Here is a 21,596-nt window from a genome sequence, read left to right as displayed (position 1 = left end):
CCAGGATCCGGGGACAGGCCCCGGGCTCTTCGGCGCGGCGTGGGTCGCGGTGCGCCGTGCGCGGTTCGTCGCCCGGCACGACCTGGTGCAGGTCGCCGTCGTGGCGATCCTCTGGACGGCCGTCGAGCAGCTGCGAGGGCGGGTGCCCTTCGGTGGCTTCCCCTGGGGACTGCTGGCGTTCTCCCAGACCGACGCTCCGCTGATCCCGCTCGCGTCGGTCGGCGGCACGACGGTGGTCAGCGCAGTCACCGCCGCGATCGGCGCGCTCCTCGCCGTCGGTGCGACGCGCTGGAACCGGGGCGCCCCGGCCGGGCGGATCGCGACACCGCTCGCGGCCGCCAGCGTGCTCGCGCTGACCCCGGCACTCCTGCCCACGCCCACGACGGCGGAGGCCGGGACCCTGGTCGTGGGCGCGGTCCAAGGCAACGTTCCCACCCGCGGCGCCGATGCGACCTCGCAGGCGCGAGCGGTGGCCGCCAACCACGTGACCGGCACCCGTGCGCTGCTGCGCGAGGCCGGGGTGGGAGCCCTGGACCTCGTCGTCTGGCCGGAGAGCGCCTCGGACATCGACCCCCGCACGGACGACGAGCTCGCGGAGGCCATCGACTCGATCGCCCGCGAGACGGGCGCCCCCATCCTGCTCGGCACCCAGCGGTACGCCGACCGCGTCCGGTACAACGACTACCTCGTGTGGACACCTGGCTCCCGTGGCACGGACGCGTACACCAAGCAGCGGCCCGTGCCGTTCGGGGAGTACGTCCCGTACCGCGACGTCTTCCGGCGCCTCTCACCCGATGTCGACCGGGTCACCACCGACATGGCCGCCGGCGCCGCGACGGGTGTGCTGGACGTGCCGATCGCCGCGCTCGGTCGGCCGGTCCGGGTCGCCACGGCGATCTGCTTCGAGGTCGCATACGGCGACCTCATCCGCGAGTCCGTCGTCGCCGGGGGGGAGCTCATCGTCATCCCGACCAACAACGCCTCCTTCGGTCTGACGCAGGAGTCGACCCAGCAGCTAGCCATGTCGCGGTTCCGCGCCGTCGAGCACGCCCGGGCGACCGTCCAGGTGTCGACCGTGGGCGTCAGCGCCGTGATCGCGCCGGACGGTGCGGTCCTGGATCGCACCGCGCTGTTCACCAGCGACCAGATGGTTGCGGACCTCCCGCTCCGGACGACCCTGACCCTGGCGGACCGCCTCGGTGCCTGGCCGGCGGGGATCATCGACGCCACCGCCCTGACGCTTCTGGCGACCACCGCGTTCGGCCGGCTACGACTGCGCGGCAGAGCGTGACGACAAGCGGGGCCCCCACGTGTCAAGCGAGTCCGATCGTGGGGCGTTGGGGTCCCCGCTGCCGGGGACGCTACTTGTGGTGAGAGCCGTGGGCCGGTGAGTCCACCGTCACGGGTCGCTCTTCCGCGCCGCTGATCAGAGGTCCGACAACGAAGGACGAGACGAGAAAGAGCGCCGAGAAGAGAAGCAACGCCAGGCCAGGGGCCCACCAGCTGCGGAATCGACGCCTCAGCCTCAGCAGCAACGGCACGGACGCGACCAGCCCGAGGACACCGAAGAGCACCGTGCCGCCCGCGCCCGCGACCAGGGCCGTGCCGACGAGCGGTCCGGCGTGATGCAGGACGTGAGGAGCCACACCGCTCGCGGCACCCAGCACACCAGTGACTGCGGTCGACACGGTGCGGCGCGGCTCCCGAGCGATGGCCGCACGCGGTGGTTGCAGAGCGTCCTCGACCGTCATGGCTCCATCGTGACGATCTGTTGTGAAGGGCAGACTCACGGGCGCTCAAGGTGGTGTCAACTTCGACCGCCCTACGTTCCGCGCTCGACTTCGGGGCCAGAGGCCGGGTGACGTCCCGCTGGGTGGTGGAGTTGCTCGACACCGTGCGGGTCAGTGCGTTGATCATGCCGTGAGCAGTTCGGGGGTGTCGACCTCCTGCGCGGTCAGGGCGGTCATCGCCGCGAGCTGGGCCTGGAGCGTTCGGACAGGTAGCGGCGGTCGGTGGCGGCCCATTCGTCGTGGGCCTCGACCAGGACCGCGCCGGCCAGGCGCAGCAGCGCTGCGGGGTTGGGGAAGACCCCGACGACGTCGGTGCGCCGCTTGACCTCCTTGTTCAGCCGCTCCAGGGGGTTGGTGGACCAGACCTTCTTCCAGTGCGGCACGGGGAACCCGGTGAACGCCAGGAGGTCCTCGCGGGCGTCGGTGAGCATCGCGGCGACCTTGGGGTGGGAGCGGCCCAGCATGGTCGCGATGACGTCGAACTGCTCGTGCACGTGCGCAGCGTCGGGCTGGGCGAAGATCGTGCGGATCGCGGCGGCGACCATCTCCGCGTTGGTCTTGGACACCGCGTCCAGCACGTTGCGGGTGAAGTGGACCCGGCACCGCTGCCAGGTCGAGCCGAGCAGGACCGAGGCGATCGCGGTCTTCAAGCCCTCGTGGGCGTCGGAGACGACCAGCTGCACCCCGCGCAGGCCGCGGGCCTTGAGCGAGCGCAGGAAGCTGGTCCAGAACGCCCCGCTCTCGCAGTCCCCGACGTCGAACCCGAGCACCTCCCGGTGCCCGTCGGCGCGGACCCCGGTCGCGATCACCACCGCCTGGGACACCACCCGCCGCCCGACGCGGGCCTTGCAGTACGTCGCGTCGACGAACACGTAGGGGAACGCCGCCTCGGCCAAGGACCGGTCCCGGAACGCGGTCACCTCCTCATCCAGGCCCGCGCAGATCCGCGACACCTCGGACTTGGAGATCCCGGAGTCCGCGCCCAGCGCCTTGACCAGGTCATCGACCTTGCGGGTGGACACCCCGTGCAGGTACGCCTCCATCACCACCGCGAACAGCGCCTGGTCCACCCGCCGGCGCCGTTCCAGCAGCGAGGGGAAGAACGACCCCGTGCGCAGCTTCGGGATCCGCAGGTCCAGGTCCCCCGCGGTCGTGGTCAATGTCCGCGCCCGGGACCCGTTGCGCTGGGTGGTCCGCTCGCTCGTGCGCTGCCAGGGTCCCGCGCCGATCACCGCGGTCGCCTCGGCATCGATCAGCTCCTGGTACAGACGCTCGGTCGCGGCCCTGACCCGGTCGCTGACGTCGGTGTCCTTCAGTGCGGCGAGCAGCTCCAGCAGGGCAGACTGGTCCATAGCCATCGTGCGATGTGTCCTTCCGTGAGTTCCCTAGTCCGGTCTCACTGACCATCGCACGATGGCCTCCTTCGTCTACGGCACCACGACGAAGAAGATCGAGAACTACACCACCCCCAGGGACGTCACCAGAGGCCGCATCGCGCTGCAACAGCGAGTCAACGGCTACCCGCGGTCCCTTCATCGAACCTTCATCGAGGTGGCGACTCCTCGGCGTGCGGGCCGTCGAGCGTGTCCATAGCGTCGAGAGATACCCGGTGGCACATCGCGGCCGCCGTCCGACCGACCCGAGGAGACACGATGAAGACGACCGAGATGATGGGGACCTACCCAGCCGAGATCAACCTCGACCGCCAGCTCCTGGCGCGCGTTGTCGATGCGCTCGTGGAGTGCTCGCAAGCGTGCACCGCCTGCGCCGACGCGTGCCTCAGCGAGGAGATGGTCGCTGATCTACGCAAGTGCATCCGCACCAACCTGGACTGCGCGGACAGCTGCGCGGCCACCGCACGCATCCTGTCCCGGCACACCGGTTACGACGCCAACCTCACCCGCGCGCACCTCGAGGCCTGCATCGCCGCCTGCCGCGCATGCGGGGACGAGTGCTCCCAGCACGCCGAGATGCATGAGCACTGCCGAGTCTGCGCCGACGTGTGCCGCGCCTGTGAGGACGCCTGCACCGAGCTGCTGAACGCCCTCTGACGGCGCACGGAGGTGCCCGCGCCCCGGGGGCACGGGCACCTCCTGGTCGGCTGCGACAAGACTGAAGGGACAGTTTTATGCACGCGAATGAGGACAAGCAGGTCGAGCAGGACCAGCAGCAGGATGCGCACGACCAGCGGCGCCACATGCGGATGATGTACCTGCGTTTCGCGGCGATGATCCTCACCGGGATGGTCGTCATGTACGCGACGATGTTCGTCGGCACCTACCAGTGGGACCACGTGCGGTGGAGCGAGTCGCGGCTCTTCATGGCGCTGACCATGGGTGGGGCCATGGGCCTGGTGATGTTCGCCTGGATGCTTAACATGTACAAGAGCACCAAGGCGAACGTGGCCGTCGTCGTCGCGAGCGTCCTGCTGCTGGGTGCCGGCGTGGTGCTGGACCGCAGTCAGGTCACCGTGCAGGACCAGTCGTGGATGAGCGCGATGATCCCGCACCACTCCCTGGCGATCACCCGCTCCGAGCGGGCGCAGATCGATGATGTGCGGGTGTGCGAGCTGGCAGTGGAGATCAGCGAGGCGCAGCGCCGGGAGATCGACGAGATGGACTGGCTGATCCAGGACATCGAGCGCAACGGTCCGGCGACGACGGTCGAGCAGGCTCAGGCGCGTCAGGTCCCGGAGTTCCCGGCTTCGGCCGAGCGCACCTGCCCAACGGACTAGGCTCCCCCGTTCCACAGAGCATCTCTCCGACCGAGAAGTGTTAGGCCGAGCTGCCATGTCCTGGTGGCTGGCTCAAGTCGGCGGGGTCACCAGGTCCAGCCGTCGCTCGCGACCATCGTGGCCAGGCTGCGCCGGCGGTCCGCCGCCGCGACCGCCGCCATCCGCAGGTGGGCTTCGTCGACCACGGGGATGCCGGCGCTCCGTATCACCGACACGTCGGGTAGCGGCGGTGGCCCGTCGACCTGCACCGGCATGCTCGAGGTAGCCATGACCGCCTCCAGGTACCGGTCCACGGCACGACGGGTCGGTGCCACGGCAGCCGCCTCCGGGCGCGCACCTTCGTCGACGATCTCTTGCAGCAGGAACAGCATCTCGTCCAGGTGCGCCAGGGCCAGTGGCGCGGCGGTCGCCCTGGTGCGGCTGTGGTAGTAGTGCAGAACGGGGTAGGCCAGGTGCTGCTCGGCGCCGGTGGCCAGATCCTTGGTCACGTTGACCAGTCGCTGAACGAACGCAGACGAGAACTCCTGGCCGTCCCACCCGCCGGTCACCATGGCTGCCGGGTGTGAGCCGAGGGTGCCGATCTGGACCGCCAGAGCTCGGCGAGCGACGACCGCCGAGACGACCGAGATCAGGTAGGTGATGGCCAAGGTGATCACGAACAGCCCGGTGAAGCTGGCGGCGGCCGTGAGAACTCGGGTCGCACTCGTGGTGGCGACGAAGTCGCCGACGCCGAGGGTGAAGATCGTGAAGCCGGTGTAGTAGACGACGTCAGCAACACCTGCCGGCTCGCGGGTCGTCGCGTCGACCACGCCTGCCGTCAGCATCACGAGCGTCCATCCCAGCCACAGTAGAAGGACCCAGACCAGCACGGTGGTCACCAGCAGCACCGGGCCGGCCCGCTGCAGCAGCGACGGAACGCCGCTCCGGTGCAACCGTAGGAAGCCTCGCCAGAGCAGCTCCGCCACCCGGCGCGTCAACGGCCCCGCCCCGCCGCTGACCGTCACGGTCGTGGTCAGTGCATCAAGCGCGACCAACAGCACGACGGCGGATCCGGCCACGCGCAGCAGGACGTCCTCCACGGTCCAGCCCCTCTTCTCGCAGGACGAGCAGTTGCTCACGTCGCGCTCCTAGCATCGGCGACGACGGCAGGCCCGTCACATCGACAGGGCCGGGTCCGGTCGAGGAGCACGAGCCGTCTTCGCCGCGGGCGATCCCCGGCACCCAGGTATGCGGACACCGAACCCTTGTCTTCATCGGACCTTCATCCATTCGTTGTGCGTTCAACACGTGGGGAGCGTTACCTGGATGGCATACCCACCTGGGGTATTGGAGGTCGTGCTGTGAGAAGGAAGAGCTACAGGGTCTGGGGCCTGACGTGCAGTGCCTGCCTGGCCCTGTTGATGGAACGGGTTCGTTCATTGGCCGGCGTGCGGTCGGTCGGGGTCGAGCTGGTCGCCGGTGGGGCGTCCCGCCTGGTTGTCCTCGCCGGTTCGACCCCTGAGCGGCAGGCCGTGCAGGCAGCGGTCGAGGACGCAGGGTTTTCATTGACCGCCCCGGATTCGACCGTGTCTGCGGAGGTGTTGAGATGAGTGGTTTCGAGCTGTCAGTTGTCGTTGGTGGCGTCGTTCTTACGGCGCTGTTCGGGTGGTACTTCTTCGGTCCGAAGAAGTCTCGTCGTGCTGACGTCGCGGACGGGTTGCAGCAGGTCGTGGTCACGGTGCGCGGCGGCTACAGCCCTGACCTCGTCGAGGTGGTGGCCGGGGTTCCGGTGCGCCTGGTGTTCGACCGGCAGGAGAGCGGTGACTGCTCGTCTCGAGTGGTGTTCCCGGACTTTAAGATCAACCAGAGTCTGCCCGCGAACGCTACGACTGCCGTTGAGTTCACGCCCACTGTGCCGGGGGAGTACGGCTTCGCGTGTGGGATGAACATGCTGCACGGGCGGGTGCGGGTCGTGGGCGAGTCGCCCGAGCAGGGGACCGGTGGTGGTGTTGCGGTCGCGGAGCGACCGACCGGCCACGACAACGCCCTCGATGACGGCGCCTCCGCGCGCGGTCCGGCCGGGCAAGAGTCGTCGCGCCCGGAACCGGTCAGGCCGCCGCCCGGTGAAGCCGAGGACGGGGACGCGGAGGAGCGGGAGCGGGCCGCAGAGATCGCAGACCTGCGTCGCCGGGTACTCGTGGGAACCGTGCTGACGTTCCCGGTCCTGGTTGCCGTCATGGCGATGGAGCTCTTCGCCGCCGCGTGGGTTCCCGAGGTGTTGCTGAACCCCTGGCTGCAGCTGGTACTCATCGCCCCGGTGATGCTTTACACCGGCTGGCCGATCCACAAGACCGGCTGGCTGGCGCTGTCGCACCGCACCGCGGACATGAACTCCCTGATCACGCTCGGAACGATCGCGGCCTTCGGCTACAGCCTGGTGGTGACGTTCACCCCTGGTCTGCTGCCGGTGGAGACCCGTGAGGTGTACTACGAGGCGGTCGGGGTCATCATCACGCTGATTCTGCTGGGCCGGTTGCTGGAGACCAAGGCCAAGGCCGGCACCGGGGAGGCGATCCGGACACTGATCGGCCTGCAGCCGCGCACCGCACGAGTGATCCGTGACGGCGAGGAGCTGGAGGTGCCGATCGACGAGGTTCTTGTTGGTGACGTGGTGGCGGTCCGGCCCGGGGAGAAGCTGCCCGTGGACGGGGAGGTGGTGGAGGGGACCTCCGCGGTCGACGAGTCCATGGTGACCGGTGAGCCGATCGCGGTGACCAAGGGCCCGGGTGACGCTGTCATCGGCGCCACCATCAACCAGACCGGGGCGTTCCGATACACCGCGACCAAGGTGGGTGCGGACACGATGCTGGCGCAGATCATCAGGTTGGTGCGGCAGGCGCAGGGCTCCAAGGCACCGATCCAGCGGCTGGTGGATCATGTGTCGAGCTACTTCGTCCCGGCGGTCATCGGCATCGCGATCTGGACGTTCGTGATCTGGGCGTTGGTGGGCCCACCGCCGGCCTCGGTCTTCGCACTGGTCGCTGCCGTGTCGGTGCTCATCATCGCCTGCCCCTGTGCTCTGGGGCTCGCCACGCCGCTGTCGATCACGGTCGGCACCGGAAAGGGCGCCACGGCGGGCATCCTCATCCGCTCTGCCGAGGCGCTGGAGACGGCCCACAAGCTCGACACTGTCGTGCTGGACAAGACCGGGACCATCACCAAGGGCGCCCCGGCGCTGACCGACGTGCTGCCCGCGGACGGGTTCACCGACGTGGAGCTCCTCACCCTGGTCGCGGCGGTGGAGCGCTCCTCCGAACACCCCCTGGCAGCGGCGATCGTGGCCGGGGCGCTGAACAGCGGGATCCAGCTGCCGGAGGTGAGCGCATTCGACTCGGTGACCGGTCAAGGAGTGCGTGCCCTGGTCCAGGGTCGCGAGGTTCTAGTCGGGAATCGGCGCTTGCTCGACAGCGTCGGCGTCGCTGCCCGAACCCGCGACGCGGACCGGCTCGCCGCCGACGGCAAGACGCCGATACTCGTGGTCATCGACGGGCGGTTCGCCGGCGTGATCGGTGTGGCCGACACCCTCAAAGCGGGCTCGGCGGCCGCCGTTGCGGCGCTGCAGCAGCGCGGCATCGACGTGATCATGATGACCGGGGACAACCGGGCCACCGCGGCGGCGATCGCCCGTCAGGTCGGCATCGGGCGTGTGGTGGCCGAGGTCATGCCTGAGCACAAGGCGGCCGAAGTCAAACGGCTCCAGGGTGAGGGTCGTGTGGTCGGGATGGTCGGGGACGGCATCAACGATGCACCTGCCCTCGCCCAGGCCGACGTCGGGTCGGCGATCGGCACCGGCACCGACGTGGCCATCGAGTCCTCTGACATCACCTTGATCTCCGGCGCGCTGTCCGGCCTGGTCACAGCCGTGGACCTGTCCCGGGCCACCATGCGCAACATCCGCCAGAACCTGGTCTTCGCGTTCATGTACAACGCGATCGGCATCCCGATCGCTGCCGGTGTCCTGTACCCCGCGTTCGGTTGGATGCTCAGCCCGATCATCGCCGCGGCTGCTATGGCCTTGTCCTCGCTGTCAGTGGTCACCAACGCCAACCGCCTGCGCACCTTCACCCCACGTCCTCTCCCCGAGTCCGTCCATGTCGCCGCCACCGACCCGGTGGTGGAGATAGGGAAAGACGACGACGAACGAACGGAGCACGCCATGTCCGAGAAGCACCAGAAGGTCACCGACCCGGTCTGCGACATGAGCATCGACCCTGCGTCGGCGGCCGGCACCGCCGAGCACGAGGGCGGGACATACCACTTCTGCTCCCAGCACTGCGCGCAGACCTTCCGCGCCGACCCCGCCCGGTACGCCACCGCTGTGGCGCCCTGAATCCGACGAACCCCCCGGGGGCGCCACCGAAACTGGCAGCGGCGGCGTCCCGGGCACCTTCTGGCAGGAGGACCTGATGACCGACACCGACTCCAAGCAGGACCTGCTCATCCGGTTGCGCCGCATCGAGGGTCAGGTCCGGGGGATCGCCCGCATGGTCGAGGAGGACAAGTACTGCATCGACGTCCTCACCCAGGTATCGGCCGCTTCACGGGCGCTGCAAGCCGTGGCCCTGGGACTGCTCGCGGATCACATGGGCCAATGCCTGGTCGACGCCGCACAAACCGGCGGACCCGAGAAGGACGCCAAACTCAAGGAAGCCGCCGACGCGATCGCCCGCCTGGTCCGCAGCTAGAGCGATAGAACCACTGCGGAGCCGTCGACCACGGCACAACCTCGGCCGCGATGCCCATTCAGAGAACACACGATAGGGAACAGGTACTGGAGGCCAGGATGAACATCAAGGTTGCTGTCAACGGCTACGGAGTGATCGGCAAGCGGGTCGCGGATGCTGTCCGCGTCATGCCTGACATGGAGCTGGTCGGGGTGGCGGACGTCGCCACGGACTGGCGCGTGCGCACCGCTGTCGGGCTCGGCCTGGACGTGTTCGCTGCCACCCCGGGCGCGGGCACCGCGATGCGGGCTGCCGGGATGCCGGTGGCCGGCACCCTGGCCGACCTGCTCAGCCAGGTGGACGTGGTGGTGGACACTACGCCGAAGAAGGTCGCGGCCCTCAACCTCGAGGCCTACCGGGCCGCCGGGGTCAAGGCCGTCTTCCAGGGAGGGGAGTCGCACGCCACCACCGGCCACTCCTTCGTCGCCCAGGCCAACTACGCCACGGCGCTCGGCCGGGACGCGACGCGGGTGGTCTCGTGCAACACCACCAGCATCGTGCGCATCCTTGGTGCCCTGCAGGACTCCGAGCTCCTCGCCCGGGCCCGCGGGGTTCTGATCCGCCGGGCCACCGACCCGGGCGAGTCCCACCAGGGCGGCATCATGAACACGCTGGTGCCCGAGAGCTCCATCCCTTCCCACCAGGGCCCGGACGCCCGCACGGTGCGGCCCGACCTGGACGTGGTGACCATCGCGGCCAAGGCCGCCCACACCCAGACCCACACCCACTTCTGGACCCTGCAGCTGACCCGACCGGCCAGCCGCGAGGAGGTCCTCGAAACTCTGCGCGCCGCACCCCGGATCGCCTTCATCCGCATGGCGGACGGGCTGACCGCCTCGAACACCACGGTCGAGCTGATGCGCGACCTGGGCCGGCCACGCGGGGACATGTGGGAGGTCGCAGTGTGGGAAGACGTCCTGACCGTCGAAGGGGACGAGGCCTACCTGACCTACCAGGTCAACAACGAGTCCATCGTCATCCCCGAGACGATCGACGCCATCCGGGCGCTGGCCGGAACCGTGACCGACGGCCCCACCTCGATCGCCACGACCGACGAGGTCCTCGGAATGCGCCGCGACTTCCTGCCCGACGCCCTGCGCGCGGTACCCGCCTGACGGGACATGACGGGCCACCCCCCGCGCCCGGCGCGGAGCACCATCGATCGGCCACGAGGCCGGGCAAGGAAGTCATGATCATGAAGCGTCAGTCCACTGTGCTGGAGGTGGGCGGTCTGCACTGGGCCACCTCCGAGCCGGTCATCGAGAAGACCCTCATGCGCCAGGCGGGCGTGCTGGCCGTCGAGGCCAACGCCGTCTCGCAGACGGCGACGGTCACCTACGACCCGGACGAGACATCCGTTGCGCAGCTGGTGAGCTGGGTCAACGACTGCGGGTACCACTGCGCCGGGCAGTCGGTACCGGGCCACCTGTGCCACCCGATGGCGGAGCCGGCCTCGACCGAGGCCCGGCCCCCAGACGACACCCGCACCGGGGCCGAGGGCCATGGCACGCACGGGGACACCGGGCACGGGGACAAGGACGGCGACGCGCCGACCGAGCAGTCCGCGCAAGAGGCGATGGGTCACGGCGGGCACGGCGGGTCGATGGCGGACATGGCCCGGGACATGCGTAACCGGTTCCTGGTCGCGGCGGTTCTGTCGGTGGTGATCTTGTTCTGGTCGCCGATCGGGCGCGAGGTCCTGGGGTTCACCGTTCCGGCGCCCTTCGGGCTGCGCGATGAAGTGTTCTCGCTGGTCTTGTCTTTGCCGGTGGTCTTCTACTCGGCGTGGATCTTCTTCGATGGCGCCTACCGGGCATTGAAGGCCCGGACGCTGGACATGATGGTCCTGGTCGCTGTGGCCGTCGGTGCGGGCTGGCTGTACAGCCTGGTGGTGACGTTGACCGGCGGGGGAGAGGTCTTCTACGAGGCGGTTACGGTCCTGACCACCTTCGTGCTGCTCGGGCACTGGTTGGAGATGCGAGCCCGGGGTGGGGCGAACGACGCCGTGCGCACGCTGCTCGAGCTCGCGCCGTCCCAGGCGGTCGTGCTCCGTGACGGCGAGCCGGTGGAGGTACCGACGTCGGAGGTGGTCGTCGGTGACCTGCTGCTGGTGCGTCCGGGCTCGAAGATCCCAGTCGATGCGGTGGTGGAGGAGGGGGAGTCCGAGGTCGACGAGTCCATGGTGACCGGGGAGTCCATGCCGGTGGACAAGGCACCAGGGGCGGAGCTGATCGGGGCTTCGATCAACACCACGGGGACCCTGCGCGCCCGGGCCACGAAGGTCGGCGCCGACACGGCGTTGGCGCAGATCGTCAAGATGGTCCAGGAAGCCCAGAACTCCAAGGCCCCCGGCCAGCGCCTGGCCGACCGGGCCGCGTTCTGGCTGGTGTTCGTCGCCCTGATCGGTGGCGGGGCCACGTTCGTGATCTGGATGCTCGCCGGCGCCGGTATTGCCCTGGCGATGCTGTTCGCGATCACAGTGGTGGTCATCACCTGCCCGGACGCGCTCGGTCTGGCTACGCCTACCGCGATCATGGTCGGCACCGGGCTGGGTGCGCAGCGCGGGGTGCTGTTCAAGAACGCCACAGCCCTGGAGGGGACCGCGCGGATCGACACGGTCGTGCTGGACAAGACCGGCACCCTGACCAAGGGCGAGCCGGAGGTGACCGACGTCGTCGTGGCGGGCATGAGCGAGGAGGAGATGCTCGCCCTGGTCGCTGCCGTCGAACGGGAGTCCGAGCACCCCCTGGCCCGGGCCATCGAGACCCACGCCGCTCGGCTAGGCGTGCCCGGGCGGGAGGTCAGTGAGTTCCTCAATGTGCCGGGCCATGGCGCGACGGCAGTGGTCGACGGGCGGCGGGTGCTGGTGGGCAACCTCCGCCTCATGGCGAAAGAAGGCGTCGACCTCGGCGACCTGGCTTCGAGGCGGGACGAGCTGGCGGCGTCCGGTCGCACCGCGGTGCTGGTCGCCGTCGATGGACGTGGAGTGGGGGTGATCGCCCTGGCCGACGCCGCCCGCGAGACGGCCGCGGCCGCTGTCGCCGCGCTGCACGAGTCGGGGATCGAGGTGGTCATGCTCACCGGAGACAACGAGGCCACGGCCCGGCGCATCGCCGAACAGCTCGGTATCGACACGGTCATCGCAGAGGTCCTCCCTGGGGACAAGGCGGAGAAGATCGCCGAGCTGCAGCAGGCCGGCAAGACCGTGGCGATGGTCGGCGATGGCGTCAACGACGCTCCCGCGCTGGCCAAGGCGGACATCGGCATCGCGATCGGCGCGGGCACGGACGTGGCGATCGAGACGGCCGACATCGTCCTGATGCGCTCGGACCCCCTGGACGTGTCCGTGGCGCTGCGTATCGGCAGGGGCACCGTGCGCAAGGAGCGGCAGAACCTTGCCTGGGCGATCGGCTACAACGCCATCGCGCTGCCGATCGCCGCCGGGGTGTTCTACCCCGCCTTCGGGCTGATGCTGCGTCCGGAGATCGCGGCCCTGTCGATGTCGGGCTCCACGGTCATCGTCACCGTCAACGCCCTGCTGCTCAAGCGGCTCAGGCTGCCGGCACAGCACCTCCCCGGCGCGCCGAAGGGCGTCGTTGAGGAGCCCGAGCCGACCGCGCCGGTCCCGGCAGGCATCCGCTGACATGCGAGCAGGAGTGCACCACGCGGCGGCGGCCCCCAGCGTCCGGGCCTCCCCGGAGGGTGGGGCGATGACGACGAGCCCGGATTGGGGTCGCACGCTGTGGATCACCGCGGCGTGGGCGGTGTGCTTCGTCCTGATCGACTGGGGGCTGCGCGATGCCCCGCTGCTGTGGTTCGCAGCCCTGGGTGCCCTGGGTGCCCTGGGTGCCGGGGTGGTCCTGCTGGCCCTGGGTGTCGCCTGGTTCACCGAGGTCCGCCGCAGCCGCCTCGACACGCTGACAACGTGGACGTTCCTGACGCCCTTGCTCGGCATTCTCCTGGCCGTCGTCGTCCTGGGTGAGCGCCCCGGCGGGTGGACCGCCGTGGGCCTGACCGCGGTGCTGGCGGCCATGTGGACCCCCCGATGGCGATCCACTGCTTCGACGCCGCCATCGCAGTTTCTGCCCGGCCCCACCACTGACCCGCTGGAGAACTTGAGCCCGACCTGAGGCGGCACGGGACCGGCGAACCGATCGGAGGAGACCGTGAGACATCCGACGCCAGAGATTGCCGGTTCTGGGCACGCACCTGCACCGACCGGGGCTGTCCCGCCGCAGGAGGCCGTGATCTTCGACATGGACGGTGTGGTCACCGACACCGCCACATTGCACGCCGAGGCATGGCGACGGCTCTTCGACAGGGTGCTCGCCGATCCACGCGCCACGGGTGCGGCCGCCAGGAAGCCGTTCGACACGGACGCGGACTACCGGCGCTATGTCGACGGGCGGGCCCGGGAGGACGGGGTCGTTGCCTTCCTCGCCGCCCGTGGGGTTGACGTCCCACTGGGGACGCGACAGGACGCTGCGGGTGAGTGGACGGTCCACGGTCTGGGGATGAGGAAGAACGAGATCTACCTCGACCTGCTCGCCGAGCGAGGCGCCAGGGCGTTTCCCGGCACGGTCGGGCTGCTGGAGCGGTTACGGGCCGGTGGTGTGCCGGTCGCGCTGGTCACGGCGAGCCGCAACGCTCAGGGCCTGCTGACGGCCGCTGGTCTGTCCGGCGCATTCGACGTCGTGGTCGACGGTGAGCGTGCCGGCGAACTCGGCTTGGCGGGCAAGCCCGACCCGGCCACCTTCCTCCAGGCGGCGCACGAGCTGGGGGTACCCCCGGACCGTGTTGCGGTCGTGGAGGACGCCGTCTCCGGCGTTCAGGCTGCCACTCGGGGGGGCTTCGGGCTGGTGGTTGGCGTGGCCCGGGCGGGGCAGCGGAGCGAGCTCGAGGACGCCGGCGCTCATCTGGTCGTGGAGGATGTCGCCCAGCTGGACCTCGGTGCCCTCCGGGCCGACCCATGGACGCTGGTGTACGCGGGCTTCGACCCCGCCCACGAGGGTCATCGCGAGGCGTTGACGACCCTGGCCAACGGCTACCTCGGTACCCGGGGCGCGGCACCAGAGCGCGTCGCAGACGGGGTGCACTACCCCGGGACCTGCCTCGCCGGTGTCTACAACCGGCTGGTCTCCACGGTCCACGGCCGCCAGGTGGAGGACGAGCACCTGGTCAACGCACCCAACTGGTTGGTCCTTGACCTCGCCACTGAAGGACCGTGGTGGTCCGTCGGCGGCCTGACGGCCACCGACGAGCGACGCGAGCTCGACCTGCGCCGCGGAGTGCTCACCCGAACCGCGGTGCTCACCGACGACACCGGGCGCCGGATGCGTCTGCGGCAGCGGCGCATGGTCTCCATGGCCCGCCGGCACGTCGCGGCGCTGGAGACCACCGTGGTGCCCGAAGGGTGGAACGGGACTCTGCGGGTGCGCTCCGGGGTCGATGCCGGGGTGGTCAACTCCAACGTCGCTGAGTACTCCGCCCTGGCCAACCGTCACCTGCGCACCACCGGTGTCCACGACGCCGGACCGGGCAGGCTGGTGGTGGAGGTCGCTACCGTGCAGAGCCAGATTCACATCGCTGTCGGGGCCCGGACCACCGTCGACCAGGCAGCTCCGGACGCAGTCCTGGAGCACGACGGCGAGCTGCATTGGCACGCCCTACAGTTGCCGGTCAGCGACGGCGAACCGGTCACCATTGACAAGACGGTCGCAATCGTGACCTCACGGGACCCGGCCATCGCCTCCTCCTTGTCGGCAGTGCTCGGTCAGCTCGACGCGACTTTGGGCGGCTTCGAGGACCTCCTCGGCCCTCACGCTGCCGCGTGGGCACGGCTGTGGGACCGCTTCGGCGTTGAGTTGGACGCCGACACCCAGACCCGGCTAGTGCTCAACCTGCACGTGTTCCACCTGCTGCAGACCCTCTCGGTACACACCGCCGAACTCGACGCCGGCGTACCGGCCCGCGGGCTGCACGGCGAGGGGTACCGCGGGCACGTCTTCTGGGACGAGCCGTTCGCCCTGCCGGTGGTCACCGCCCGCCTACCGCAAGTCAGCCGAGGCCTGCTGCAGTACCGGTGGCAGCGCCTGGATGCCGCCCGCAGCGCAGCGACCCAGGCCGGCCTCCAGGGAGCGATGTTCCCCTGGCAGTCCGGCAGCGAGGGCCGGGAGGAGACCCCAGTGATGCTGTTCAACATACGCTCGGGCCGCTGGATGCCGGACAACTCCCATCGGCAGCGCCACGTCGGGCTCGCCGTCGCGGTCAACGCCTGGCAGTACTACCAGGCCACGGGTGACGCCGCCTGGCTCGCCGAGCGCGGCGCTGACCTCATCATCGAAGTCGCCCGCTTCTTCACCGCCCTGGCGAGCCACGACACCGCCGAGGATCGGTACCACATCCGTGGGGTGATGGGCCCGGACGAGTACCACGACGGCTACCCAGACGATCCCGGCGCGGGCCTGAGCGACAACGCCTACACCAACGTGCTCACCGCGTGGGTCTGCCGGCGTGCGGTGGACGTCCTCCGTGAGGTGGCCGGGCACGGCTGCGACGACGTCCACGCCCGCCTGGGCATCCGGCCCGAGGAGGCCGCTGCTTGGGGGGAGCTGAGCCGGCGCCTGAGCGTGCCGTTCCTCCCCGACGGTGTCATCGCTCAGTTCGCAGGCTACGGAGAGCTTGCCGAGCTCGACTGGGACGATTACCGCCGCCGGTACGGCAGCATCGGCCGTCTCGACCTGATCCTCGAGGCCGAGGGCGACAGCACGAACCGGTACAAGCTCGCCAAGCAGGCTGACGTCCTCATGCTCGCTTACCTCCTGGGGCCCGACGAACTCCTGGGGATGCTGGACCGCCTCGGCTACCCCACGACCAGTCAGATCCTTAGCCGCACTGTCGACTACTAGCTGGCCCGCACCGTGCACGGCTCGACCCTCAGCAGGGTCGTGCACGCCTCGGTCCTGGCTGGCCTGGACCCGGCCCGCGGGTGGGACGTCTTCCGCGAAGCCCTGGCCGCCGACCTGGACGACACCCAGGGGGGAACGACCCAGGAAGGCATGGACCTCGGCGCCATGGCCGGCTCCATCGACATCCTCACCCGATCCTTCGCCGGCCTACGCACCGAGGGCGCCACCGTCGTCCTGAACCCGTCCCTGCCCGCCAGGCAGCGTCGCCTTCGGTTCCGCATGCAGCACCGCGGGCAACGCCTCCAGGTCTCGGTCGACGACAACACCGTGACCGTCACTGCCGATCCGTGCGCGACCGACCCACATGTGCGACTTCGCATCGGCGCGCACGAGGCCACCCTGGCAGCAGGCACCAGGCGTCGGTTCCGCCGCGAGGCCGACACGTGGCACCCCGAAGAGACGCACTGAGTAGCCGACGGCGCCGCTTCAGTCCGGAGCGGCCTCTCTCCACAGGGAGCGTTCAACCACCTGGCCCTATCACCTACGAGCACACCCACGCCCTCGCTACGCTGCAAGCCGGCGCGTAGCCATACCGCGTGTCCACTACTCGGGGTCAAGCCCCCCTCTTGAGGCTGAGGAGCAGGGGGGATGGCTGCAGGGCTGATTGACACTCTGACCTGCACCACGGTTGCGGGCCACCCGGACGACGTCGTCACGGAACTCGCGAGGGTGGGGCTTGGGCACAACGACATCCTCCTCCGCTCACCCACGGCAAGCCAGACCAGGTGTCACCTACTCGTGCAGCAGACCCGATCGGCTACAACGCCATCGCGCTGCCGATCGCCGCCGGGGTGTTCTACCCCGCCTTCGGCCTGATGCTGCGTCCAGAGATCGCGGCCCTGTCGATGTCAGGCTCCACGGTCATCCTCACCGTCAACGCCCTGCTGCTCAAGTGGCTCCAGCTGCCGGTGCAGCAGGCGCCGGCTGCGCCTCAAGGCGCGGCACTTGAACCGGAGCCCTCCGCACCGGCTCCCGCAGGCGCCCGATGACATGGCGATCGGCGCTGACAACGCGGTCGGGTGGGAGCCGGGAGACAGCGCGCCCTCGTCCCCGGCCTGGCAACGTCAGGCGATCAAGGCTGCCCCGAGCGTGCCTACCAGTGCGAGACCAGCCAACGTCAACGTGACATGCCGCCCGTGCCGCGTCGAGCGCGGGAGCCCGCGGAGCGGGAACAGGAGCTGGCGGGCGACAACGTAGCCAGCGAGCCCACCGACGAAAAGAAGACCCGCCCATGGGGGCGGCACAAGCCACGCGATGACCGTCGTCACTACCGCCAGGCTTGCGGCCGCGGCGGCTTCCATGAGCTGCACCGGCACACGACGGGTTCCCACGCGGCGGTCGGATGACCAGACACCCCATCGGGAGACTGTAGGGACCCCGGCACAGCATCCGGCCAGGAGACAGCCGAGCCGGCCGACGGCCTGACCGACGAGGAGTGCCGGCACCGTGGCATCCAGGAGGTGCCCCACAGCGAGGCCTTGGACCGCCCCACCGATGACGAACGTGGTGGTCGCGACGATGACGAAACCCTGGACGCTCAGGCCGGAGAACAGCGGCCCCGCGCGGTCGTTCATGTGCGTCAGCCGGTAGTAGGCCTTCGCGCCGATCGCGCCCAGGACGCTGGCCACGAGCGCAAGGACCAGGACCTTGCCGGGCGCGAGGCCGTGCACGCGAGCCAGGACGCTCTGCAGGACCATGGCCAACACCACGCCGAGCCCGACCATCGCGGGCCAGGCACCCGGCATCACCCCAGGTGCCCGCATCGTTGCCACCGCCCTGAAGGTCGATGCTCCGACGGCTTCCGCAGAGGGCAGTCGCACGACCTCAGAGCGGCCCTTCGTCCTGGCCAGGGCGTCCGCCGTGACGTGCCAGCGCCCTGGAGCCTTGCCCACGACGCGGTGCGTCAAGGCCGTCCGACCGCTGTCTGGTCGGACCTCAGCGAGCCTGGCGACAGCGACGAAGTCGTCGGCGGGGGTGCGGGCACCTTGGACGTCGAGGCGGTGGCCGGTGAGGCGGACCGCCACCTCATACGGAATCGGCATCGTCGGAGGATCGAACCAGTAGGTGATGCCAAGTGCATGCGGTCGCAATTCGCCCATGAATGGGAAGGGCGCCGTGACGAATTCGACAGCGCTGGCGGTGCCCCCCGCACCGCTGATCCGTGCCAGCCGCGGCATCGGCTGTGCAGGAGGCAGCGGCGCCGGGCCCGGGGCCGGCGTCGGAGTTCCGACGACGGCGGCGCTACGGGTGGTCCTGCTGCTCTTGGGCTGGGGTACGTCAGGTGGAGGGTCCAGCGGCTCGGGAGATCCCCGCCGGGGGACTGCCAGCAGGGGGAACCGGAGCGGCAGTGGATCGATCGGAGCGTGTGCCGGGGAATGAGCCGCATCGTGCATCGAGCGGCCCGACGGGGGTGGCACCGATTCCGGGCTTGCCGCGGACGTCTTTCGCGGCCCCGGGGGTCGCCTCTTGGCTGATCGACGTGCCATGGTCGCCTCTCGTAGGACCCGCAACAGATGCCGGCCTCACGATGCCGAGGGAATCCTGTGCTGATCATTCGAGAAGCGTCAAGGTTTACTGAAGAGTCCAACCCTTCCGCACGGTGGCGATATGGCGGTGCACCATTGCTGCAGCCTGGTGCGACGGAGCACCACCAGAGAAGCGATCGCTAGAAGGGGTGCAGGAGCCGTTGCACGAACTGCCGGGTGCGCTCCTCCCGTGGGTCCCGGAGCACCTGGTCCGGGTGCCCGCGCTCGACGACCGTGCCACCGTCGATGAACGCCACCTCGTGGGCGACCTCGCGGGCGAACTGCAGCTCGTGGGTGACGATCACCATCGTCCAGCCCTCGTCGGCGAGCTCCTTGATGAGTCCCAGGACGTCCCCGACAAGCTCGGGGTCCAGGGCGGACGTCGGCTCGTCGAACAGCAGGAGCGTGGGTCGCAGCGCCAGGGCCCGCACGATCCCGACGCGCTGCTGCTGACCGCCGGAGAGCTCGAAGGGGTACACGTCCCTCTTCTCGGCCAGCCCCACCCGCCCCAGCAGCTCGAGGGCCTCCGCGGTCACCTCTTCACGGGGCCTGCGCTGGACCACGACCGGCCCCTCGAGCACGTTCTCCAGGACGGTCTTGTGCGGGAACAGGTTGTAGTGCTGGAAGACCATCGCCGAGGAGTCGCGCAGCGCCGCCAGCTGCGTGCGTGACGCCCCCCGGGAGAAGTCCACCGCGACGTCGGAGCCGACGAGGACGCGGCCGGCGTCCGGTCGCTCCAGGCCGTTCAGGCACCGCAGCGCCGTCGTCTTGCCCGAGCCGGACGGGCCGATGATGGCGAGCACCTGGCCCCTGCGAACCCGCAGGTCGACCGACCGCAGCACCGTGTGGTCCCCGAAGCTCTTGCCGAGCCCCTCCACGACCAGGACCGGCTCGCCCGTACCACCCGGCGGCCCGTGGCCACCGGGTGGTTCGAGGACGTCGTGGTCAGCGGGCGACATAGCGGTCCAATCGTTGCTCGAGCCGGCCCTGCGCAGCGGACAGCACCAGGCAGATCACCCAGTAGACCGCCGCCGCCTCCAGGTACAGCACCATGAACTCCTGGCTGAACGCGGCGATCTGCTGCGCCTCACGGAACAGCTCGGTCACCAGGATGAGGGACGCCAGGGACGTGTCCTTCACCAGGCTGATGAACGTGTTCGACAGCGGGGGCACGGACACGCGCGCCGCCTGCGGCAGGATGATGCGCCGCAGGGCGACGGCGTGCGGCATCCCCACCATGTGCGCCGCCTCCCACTGGCCCTTGGGCACCGAGAGGATCGCGGCACGGATCACCTCGGCGGCGTAGCCGCCCACGTTCACCGAGAACGCCACGACGGCGCTGGGCCAGGGGTCGATCACCAGCCCGATCGACGGCAGCCCGTAGAAGATCACGAACAGCTGGACGAGCAGGGGCGTGCCCCGGACCACCGAGATGTACGCCCGCGCGGGGGCCGACAGCCAGCGCCGCTTCGACAGCCGCATCAGGGCCACCACCAGCGCGATGACCAGGCCGAGCGCGAACGACACCAGCGCGAGCGGGATCGTGCCGGTGACAGCCCCCCGGACGATCGGCCACAGCGAGTCCGTCACCAGCTCGAGGGTCTCCGGACTCACGGCCGTCGTCCCCCGCGCCGGTCAGCGGGAGACATCGGCGCCGAAGTACTTCTCCGAGATCTCCGCCAGCGTGCCGTTCTCCGCGAGGGTGGCCAGCGCCTCGTCGATGGCCCGGGCGAGCTCGTCACGGCCCTGGGCCAGGGCGAAGGCGCTGTAGGACTGCTCGTCGGTCTCGGCGGCCACCTTCAGCCCGGAGGCGTCGTTGTTCTTGGCGTAGTCCAGGAAGGTGAGCTTGTCGTTGATCGTGGCGTCGACCCGGTCCTGCTCGACGAGCGCGACGGCCTGCGCCCAGCCCTCGACGGCCTCGATCTGCGCGCCGCTCTCCTCGGCCAGCGCCTTCCAGTTGCTGGTCAGGGACTGCGCGGTCACCTTGCCCTCGAGCGACTCGAAGGAGTCGATGGAGTCCTCGTCGGCCCGGACGACGACGACGCCGTTGGAGACGGTGTACGGCTCGGTGAACGTGTACGCCTCCTCACGCTCCGGGGTGATCGACACCTGGTTGGCGATGAGGTCGAAGCGCCCGGCCTCCAGGCCGGCGAAGATGGCGTCCCACTGGGTCTCCTCGAACTGGACGTCGACGCCCAGCTCCTCTGCGACCGCCTCGATCACCTCGACGTCGTAGCCGACGAGGTCTCCGGAGCCCTCCTCGTGGAAGGAGAACGGGCGGTAGGTGCCCTCCGTGCCGACGACGAGGACCCCTGCCTCCTGCACGTCGGCCCAGGACGTGTCGCCCTGCCCGCCCGCGGTCGAGGCCGGTGTCGCGTCGTCGTCGGCGGCGGAGCAGCCGGCGGTGGCCAGGGCAGCAGCGGTCACGGCCGCGCTCAGGGACAGCATCCGGGGGAACCTGGTCATGGTGATCCTTCGGGAGACGGCAAGCGTCGGTTGACGCTTCAACGGGTTGGGCAACACGGGCCGGCGTGCGCGGGATTCCCGATCGCTCGAGGGCATCCGGACGCGGGCGGCCCGCGGGGTCAGACCGGTCCCGGACCGGTCGACGACGGGCGGCTCAGGGGGCTCAGCGGAAGCGCGGACCCGGACAACACGACGTGCGCACATGGCCGGAACGACACGGCTCACGAGGCACGGAGGGGCGCATGAGCCACAGTGCACCACAGCCAAGTCCGCACCCACCAGGACCTTCTGCCCGACAGGCGCCACGCGGATGGCCGACGCCCGACCGGAACGTGTCAAGCCGTGTGAGA

The 21,596-nt window shown here is 69.8% G+C and carries 17 protein-coding genes and 1 pseudogene; 11 read left to right on the top strand and 7 right to left on the bottom strand.

Annotation, left to right across the window (positions count from 1 at the left end):
* A partial coding sequence (gene lnt / locus N866_RS08410) for an apolipoprotein N-acyltransferase (RefSeq protein WP_034225230.1) occupies window positions 1-1,291 on the top strand: 1,291 nt, incomplete at its 5' end.
* Between the two features lie 70 nt (window positions 1,292-1,361).
* Here lnt and N866_RS08405 read toward each other — a convergent pair.
* Window positions 1,362-1,751, bottom strand: a complete 390-nt coding sequence (locus tag N866_RS08405; RefSeq protein WP_034225217.1) for a hypothetical protein — start codon at window positions 1,749-1,751, stop codon at window positions 1,362-1,364.
* Between the two features lie 212 nt (window positions 1,752-1,963).
* Window positions 1,964-3,148, bottom strand: coding sequence for an IS256 family transposase (locus tag N866_RS08400; protein WP_052022624.1), 1,185 nt, complete (start codon window positions 3,146-3,148; stop codon window positions 1,964-1,966).
* Window positions 3,149-3,442: 294 nt separating this feature from the next.
* Here N866_RS08400 and N866_RS08395 point away from each other — a divergent pair, with 294 nt between their 5' ends.
* Together N866_RS08395 and N866_RS08390 are read left to right on the top strand one after the other, a co-directional pair.
* Window positions 3,443-3,841 carry a four-helix bundle copper-binding protein gene (locus tag N866_RS08395; protein WP_034225215.1) on the top strand — a complete coding sequence of 133 codons (399 nt, stop codon included), beginning with the start codon at window positions 3,443-3,445 and terminating at the stop codon, window positions 3,839-3,841.
* A gap of 77 nt (window positions 3,842-3,918) precedes the next feature.
* Complete coding sequence (locus tag N866_RS08390; RefSeq protein ID WP_245612446.1) at window positions 3,919-4,524, top strand: DUF305 domain-containing protein; 606 nt, start codon at window positions 3,919-3,921, stop codon at window positions 4,522-4,524.
* Window positions 4,525-4,610: 86 nt separating this feature from the next.
* On the opposite strand, the gene N866_RS08385 is transcribed toward N866_RS08390, so the two are convergent.
* Window positions 4,611-5,642 (bottom strand): potassium channel family protein, encoded by a 1,032-nt coding sequence (locus N866_RS08385; RefSeq protein ID WP_034225213.1) that lies wholly within the window; start codon window positions 5,640-5,642, stop codon window positions 4,611-4,613.
* Between the two features lie 467 nt (window positions 5,643-6,109).
* On the opposite strand from N866_RS08385, the gene N866_RS08375 reads away from it, so the two are divergent.
* The 8 genes and pseudogenes from N866_RS08375 to N866_RS08345 all read left to right on the top strand — a co-directional run bounded on the left by N866_RS08375 (window position 6,110) and on the right by N866_RS08345 (window position 17,244).
* Window positions 6,110-8,893 carry a heavy metal translocating P-type ATPase gene (locus N866_RS08375; RefSeq protein WP_034225211.1) on the top strand — a complete coding sequence of 928 codons (2,784 nt, stop codon included), beginning with the start codon at window positions 6,110-6,112 and terminating at the stop codon, window positions 8,891-8,893.
* Between the two features lie 76 nt (window positions 8,894-8,969).
* Complete coding sequence (locus N866_RS08370; RefSeq protein ID WP_034225209.1) at window positions 8,970-9,248, top strand: metal-sensitive transcriptional regulator; 279 nt, start codon at window positions 8,970-8,972, stop codon at window positions 9,246-9,248.
* Between the two features lie 98 nt (window positions 9,249-9,346).
* A complete protein-coding gene (locus tag N866_RS08365; protein WP_034225207.1) occupies window positions 9,347-10,402 on the top strand; it encodes a type II glyceraldehyde-3-phosphate dehydrogenase in 1,056 nt (351 codons plus the stop codon).
* Window positions 10,403-10,482: 80 nt separating this feature from the next.
* On the top strand, window positions 10,483-12,930 hold the full coding sequence (locus N866_RS08360; RefSeq protein ID WP_034225221.1) for a heavy metal translocating P-type ATPase: 2,448 nt from the start codon (window positions 10,483-10,485) through the stop codon (window positions 12,928-12,930).
* Between the two features lie 67 nt (window positions 12,931-12,997).
* Window positions 12,998-13,417: a hypothetical protein gene (locus tag N866_RS22085; protein WP_216699404.1), complete on the top strand. Its 420-nt coding sequence runs from the start codon at window positions 12,998-13,000 to the stop codon at window positions 13,415-13,417.
* A 126-nt stretch (window positions 13,418-13,543) separates the two neighbouring features.
* A pseudogene (locus N866_RS08350) lies at window positions 13,544-16,315 on the top strand (HAD-IA family hydrolase); the annotation flags it as partial.
* Window positions 16,316-16,345: 30 nt separating this feature from the next.
* Window positions 16,346-16,663, top strand: coding sequence for a glycosyl hydrolase family 65 domain-containing protein (locus tag N866_RS22380; protein WP_342668396.1), 318 nt, complete (start codon window positions 16,346-16,348; stop codon window positions 16,661-16,663).
* 317 nt (window positions 16,664-16,980) lie between these two features.
* Entirely contained in the window at window positions 16,981-17,244 is a 264-nt protein-coding gene (locus tag N866_RS08345) for a hypothetical protein (RefSeq protein ID WP_216699403.1), read from the top strand.
* 75 nt (window positions 17,245-17,319) lie between these two features.
* Here the strand turns inward: N866_RS08345 and N866_RS08340 are convergent, their stop codons facing one another.
* The 4 genes from N866_RS08340 to N866_RS08325 all read right to left on the bottom strand — a co-directional run bounded on the left by N866_RS08340 (window position 17,320) and on the right by N866_RS08325 (window position 21,246).
* Window positions 17,320-18,432 (bottom strand): prolipoprotein diacylglyceryl transferase, encoded by a 1,113-nt coding sequence (locus tag N866_RS08340; RefSeq protein WP_081802458.1) that lies wholly within the window; start codon window positions 18,430-18,432, stop codon window positions 17,320-17,322.
* A gap of 488 nt (window positions 18,433-18,920) precedes the next feature.
* Entirely contained in the window at window positions 18,921-19,739 is an 819-nt protein-coding gene (locus N866_RS08335) for an amino acid ABC transporter ATP-binding protein (RefSeq protein ID WP_034225200.1), read from the bottom strand.
* Window positions 19,726-20,394 (bottom strand): amino acid ABC transporter permease, encoded by a 669-nt coding sequence (locus N866_RS08330; protein WP_034225198.1) that lies wholly within the window; start codon window positions 20,392-20,394, stop codon window positions 19,726-19,728. The genes N866_RS08335 and N866_RS08330 overlap by 14 nt, the downstream gene beginning before the upstream one ends.
* Window positions 20,395-20,415: 21 nt before the next feature.
* Entirely contained in the window at window positions 20,416-21,246 is an 831-nt protein-coding gene (locus N866_RS08325; RefSeq protein ID WP_034225196.1) for an amino acid ABC transporter substrate-binding protein, read from the bottom strand.
* Window positions 21,247-21,596 lie beyond the last annotated feature (350 nt).

This window comes from Actinotalea ferrariae CF5-4, from assembly GCF_000603945.1.
GTDB classification, from domain to species: Bacteria; Actinomycetota; Actinomycetes; order Actinomycetales; family Cellulomonadaceae; genus Actinotalea; species Actinotalea ferrariae.
Note: the sequence above shows the minus strand (reverse complement) of the source record. Positions and strands in the feature narration are given on the sequence as shown.

Excerpts from the sequence above, each read along its gene's own strand:
- N866_RS08405 (WP_034225217.1), bottom strand. The coding sequence starts at position 1,751 with ATGACGGTCGAGGACGCTCTGCAACCACCGCGTGCGGCCATCGCTCGG.
- N866_RS08400 (WP_052022624.1), bottom strand. The coding sequence starts at position 3,148 with ATGGCTATGGACCAGTCTGCCCTGCTGGAGCTGCTCGCCGCACTGAAG.
- N866_RS08395 (WP_034225215.1), top strand. The coding sequence starts at position 3,443 with ATGAAGACGACCGAGATGATGGGGACCTACCCAGCCGAGATCAACCTC.
- N866_RS08390 (WP_245612446.1), top strand. The coding sequence starts at position 3,919 with ATGCACGCGAATGAGGACAAGCAGGTCGAGCAGGACCAGCAGCAGGAT.
- N866_RS08375 (WP_034225211.1), top strand. The coding sequence starts at position 6,110 with ATGAGTGGTTTCGAGCTGTCAGTTGTCGTTGGTGGCGTCGTTCTTACG.
- N866_RS08370 (WP_034225209.1), top strand. The coding sequence starts at position 8,970 with ATGACCGACACCGACTCCAAGCAGGACCTGCTCATCCGGTTGCGCCGC.
- N866_RS08365 (WP_034225207.1), top strand. The coding sequence starts at position 9,347 with ATGAACATCAAGGTTGCTGTCAACGGCTACGGAGTGATCGGCAAGCGG.
- N866_RS08360 (WP_034225221.1), top strand. The coding sequence starts at position 10,483 with ATGAAGCGTCAGTCCACTGTGCTGGAGGTGGGCGGTCTGCACTGGGCC.
- N866_RS22085 (WP_216699404.1), top strand. The coding sequence starts at position 12,998 with ATGACGACGAGCCCGGATTGGGGTCGCACGCTGTGGATCACCGCGGCG.
- N866_RS22380 (WP_342668396.1), top strand. The coding sequence starts at position 16,346 with ATGGACCTCGGCGCCATGGCCGGCTCCATCGACATCCTCACCCGATCC.
- N866_RS08340 (WP_081802458.1), bottom strand. The coding sequence starts at position 18,432 with ATGCCGCGGCTGGCACGGATCAGCGGTGCGGGGGGCACCGCCAGCGCT.
- N866_RS08335 (WP_034225200.1), bottom strand. The coding sequence starts at position 19,739 with ATGTCGCCCGCTGACCACGACGTCCTCGAACCACCCGGTGGCCACGGG.
- N866_RS08325 (WP_034225196.1), bottom strand. The coding sequence starts at position 21,246 with ATGACCAGGTTCCCCCGGATGCTGTCCCTGAGCGCGGCCGTGACCGCT.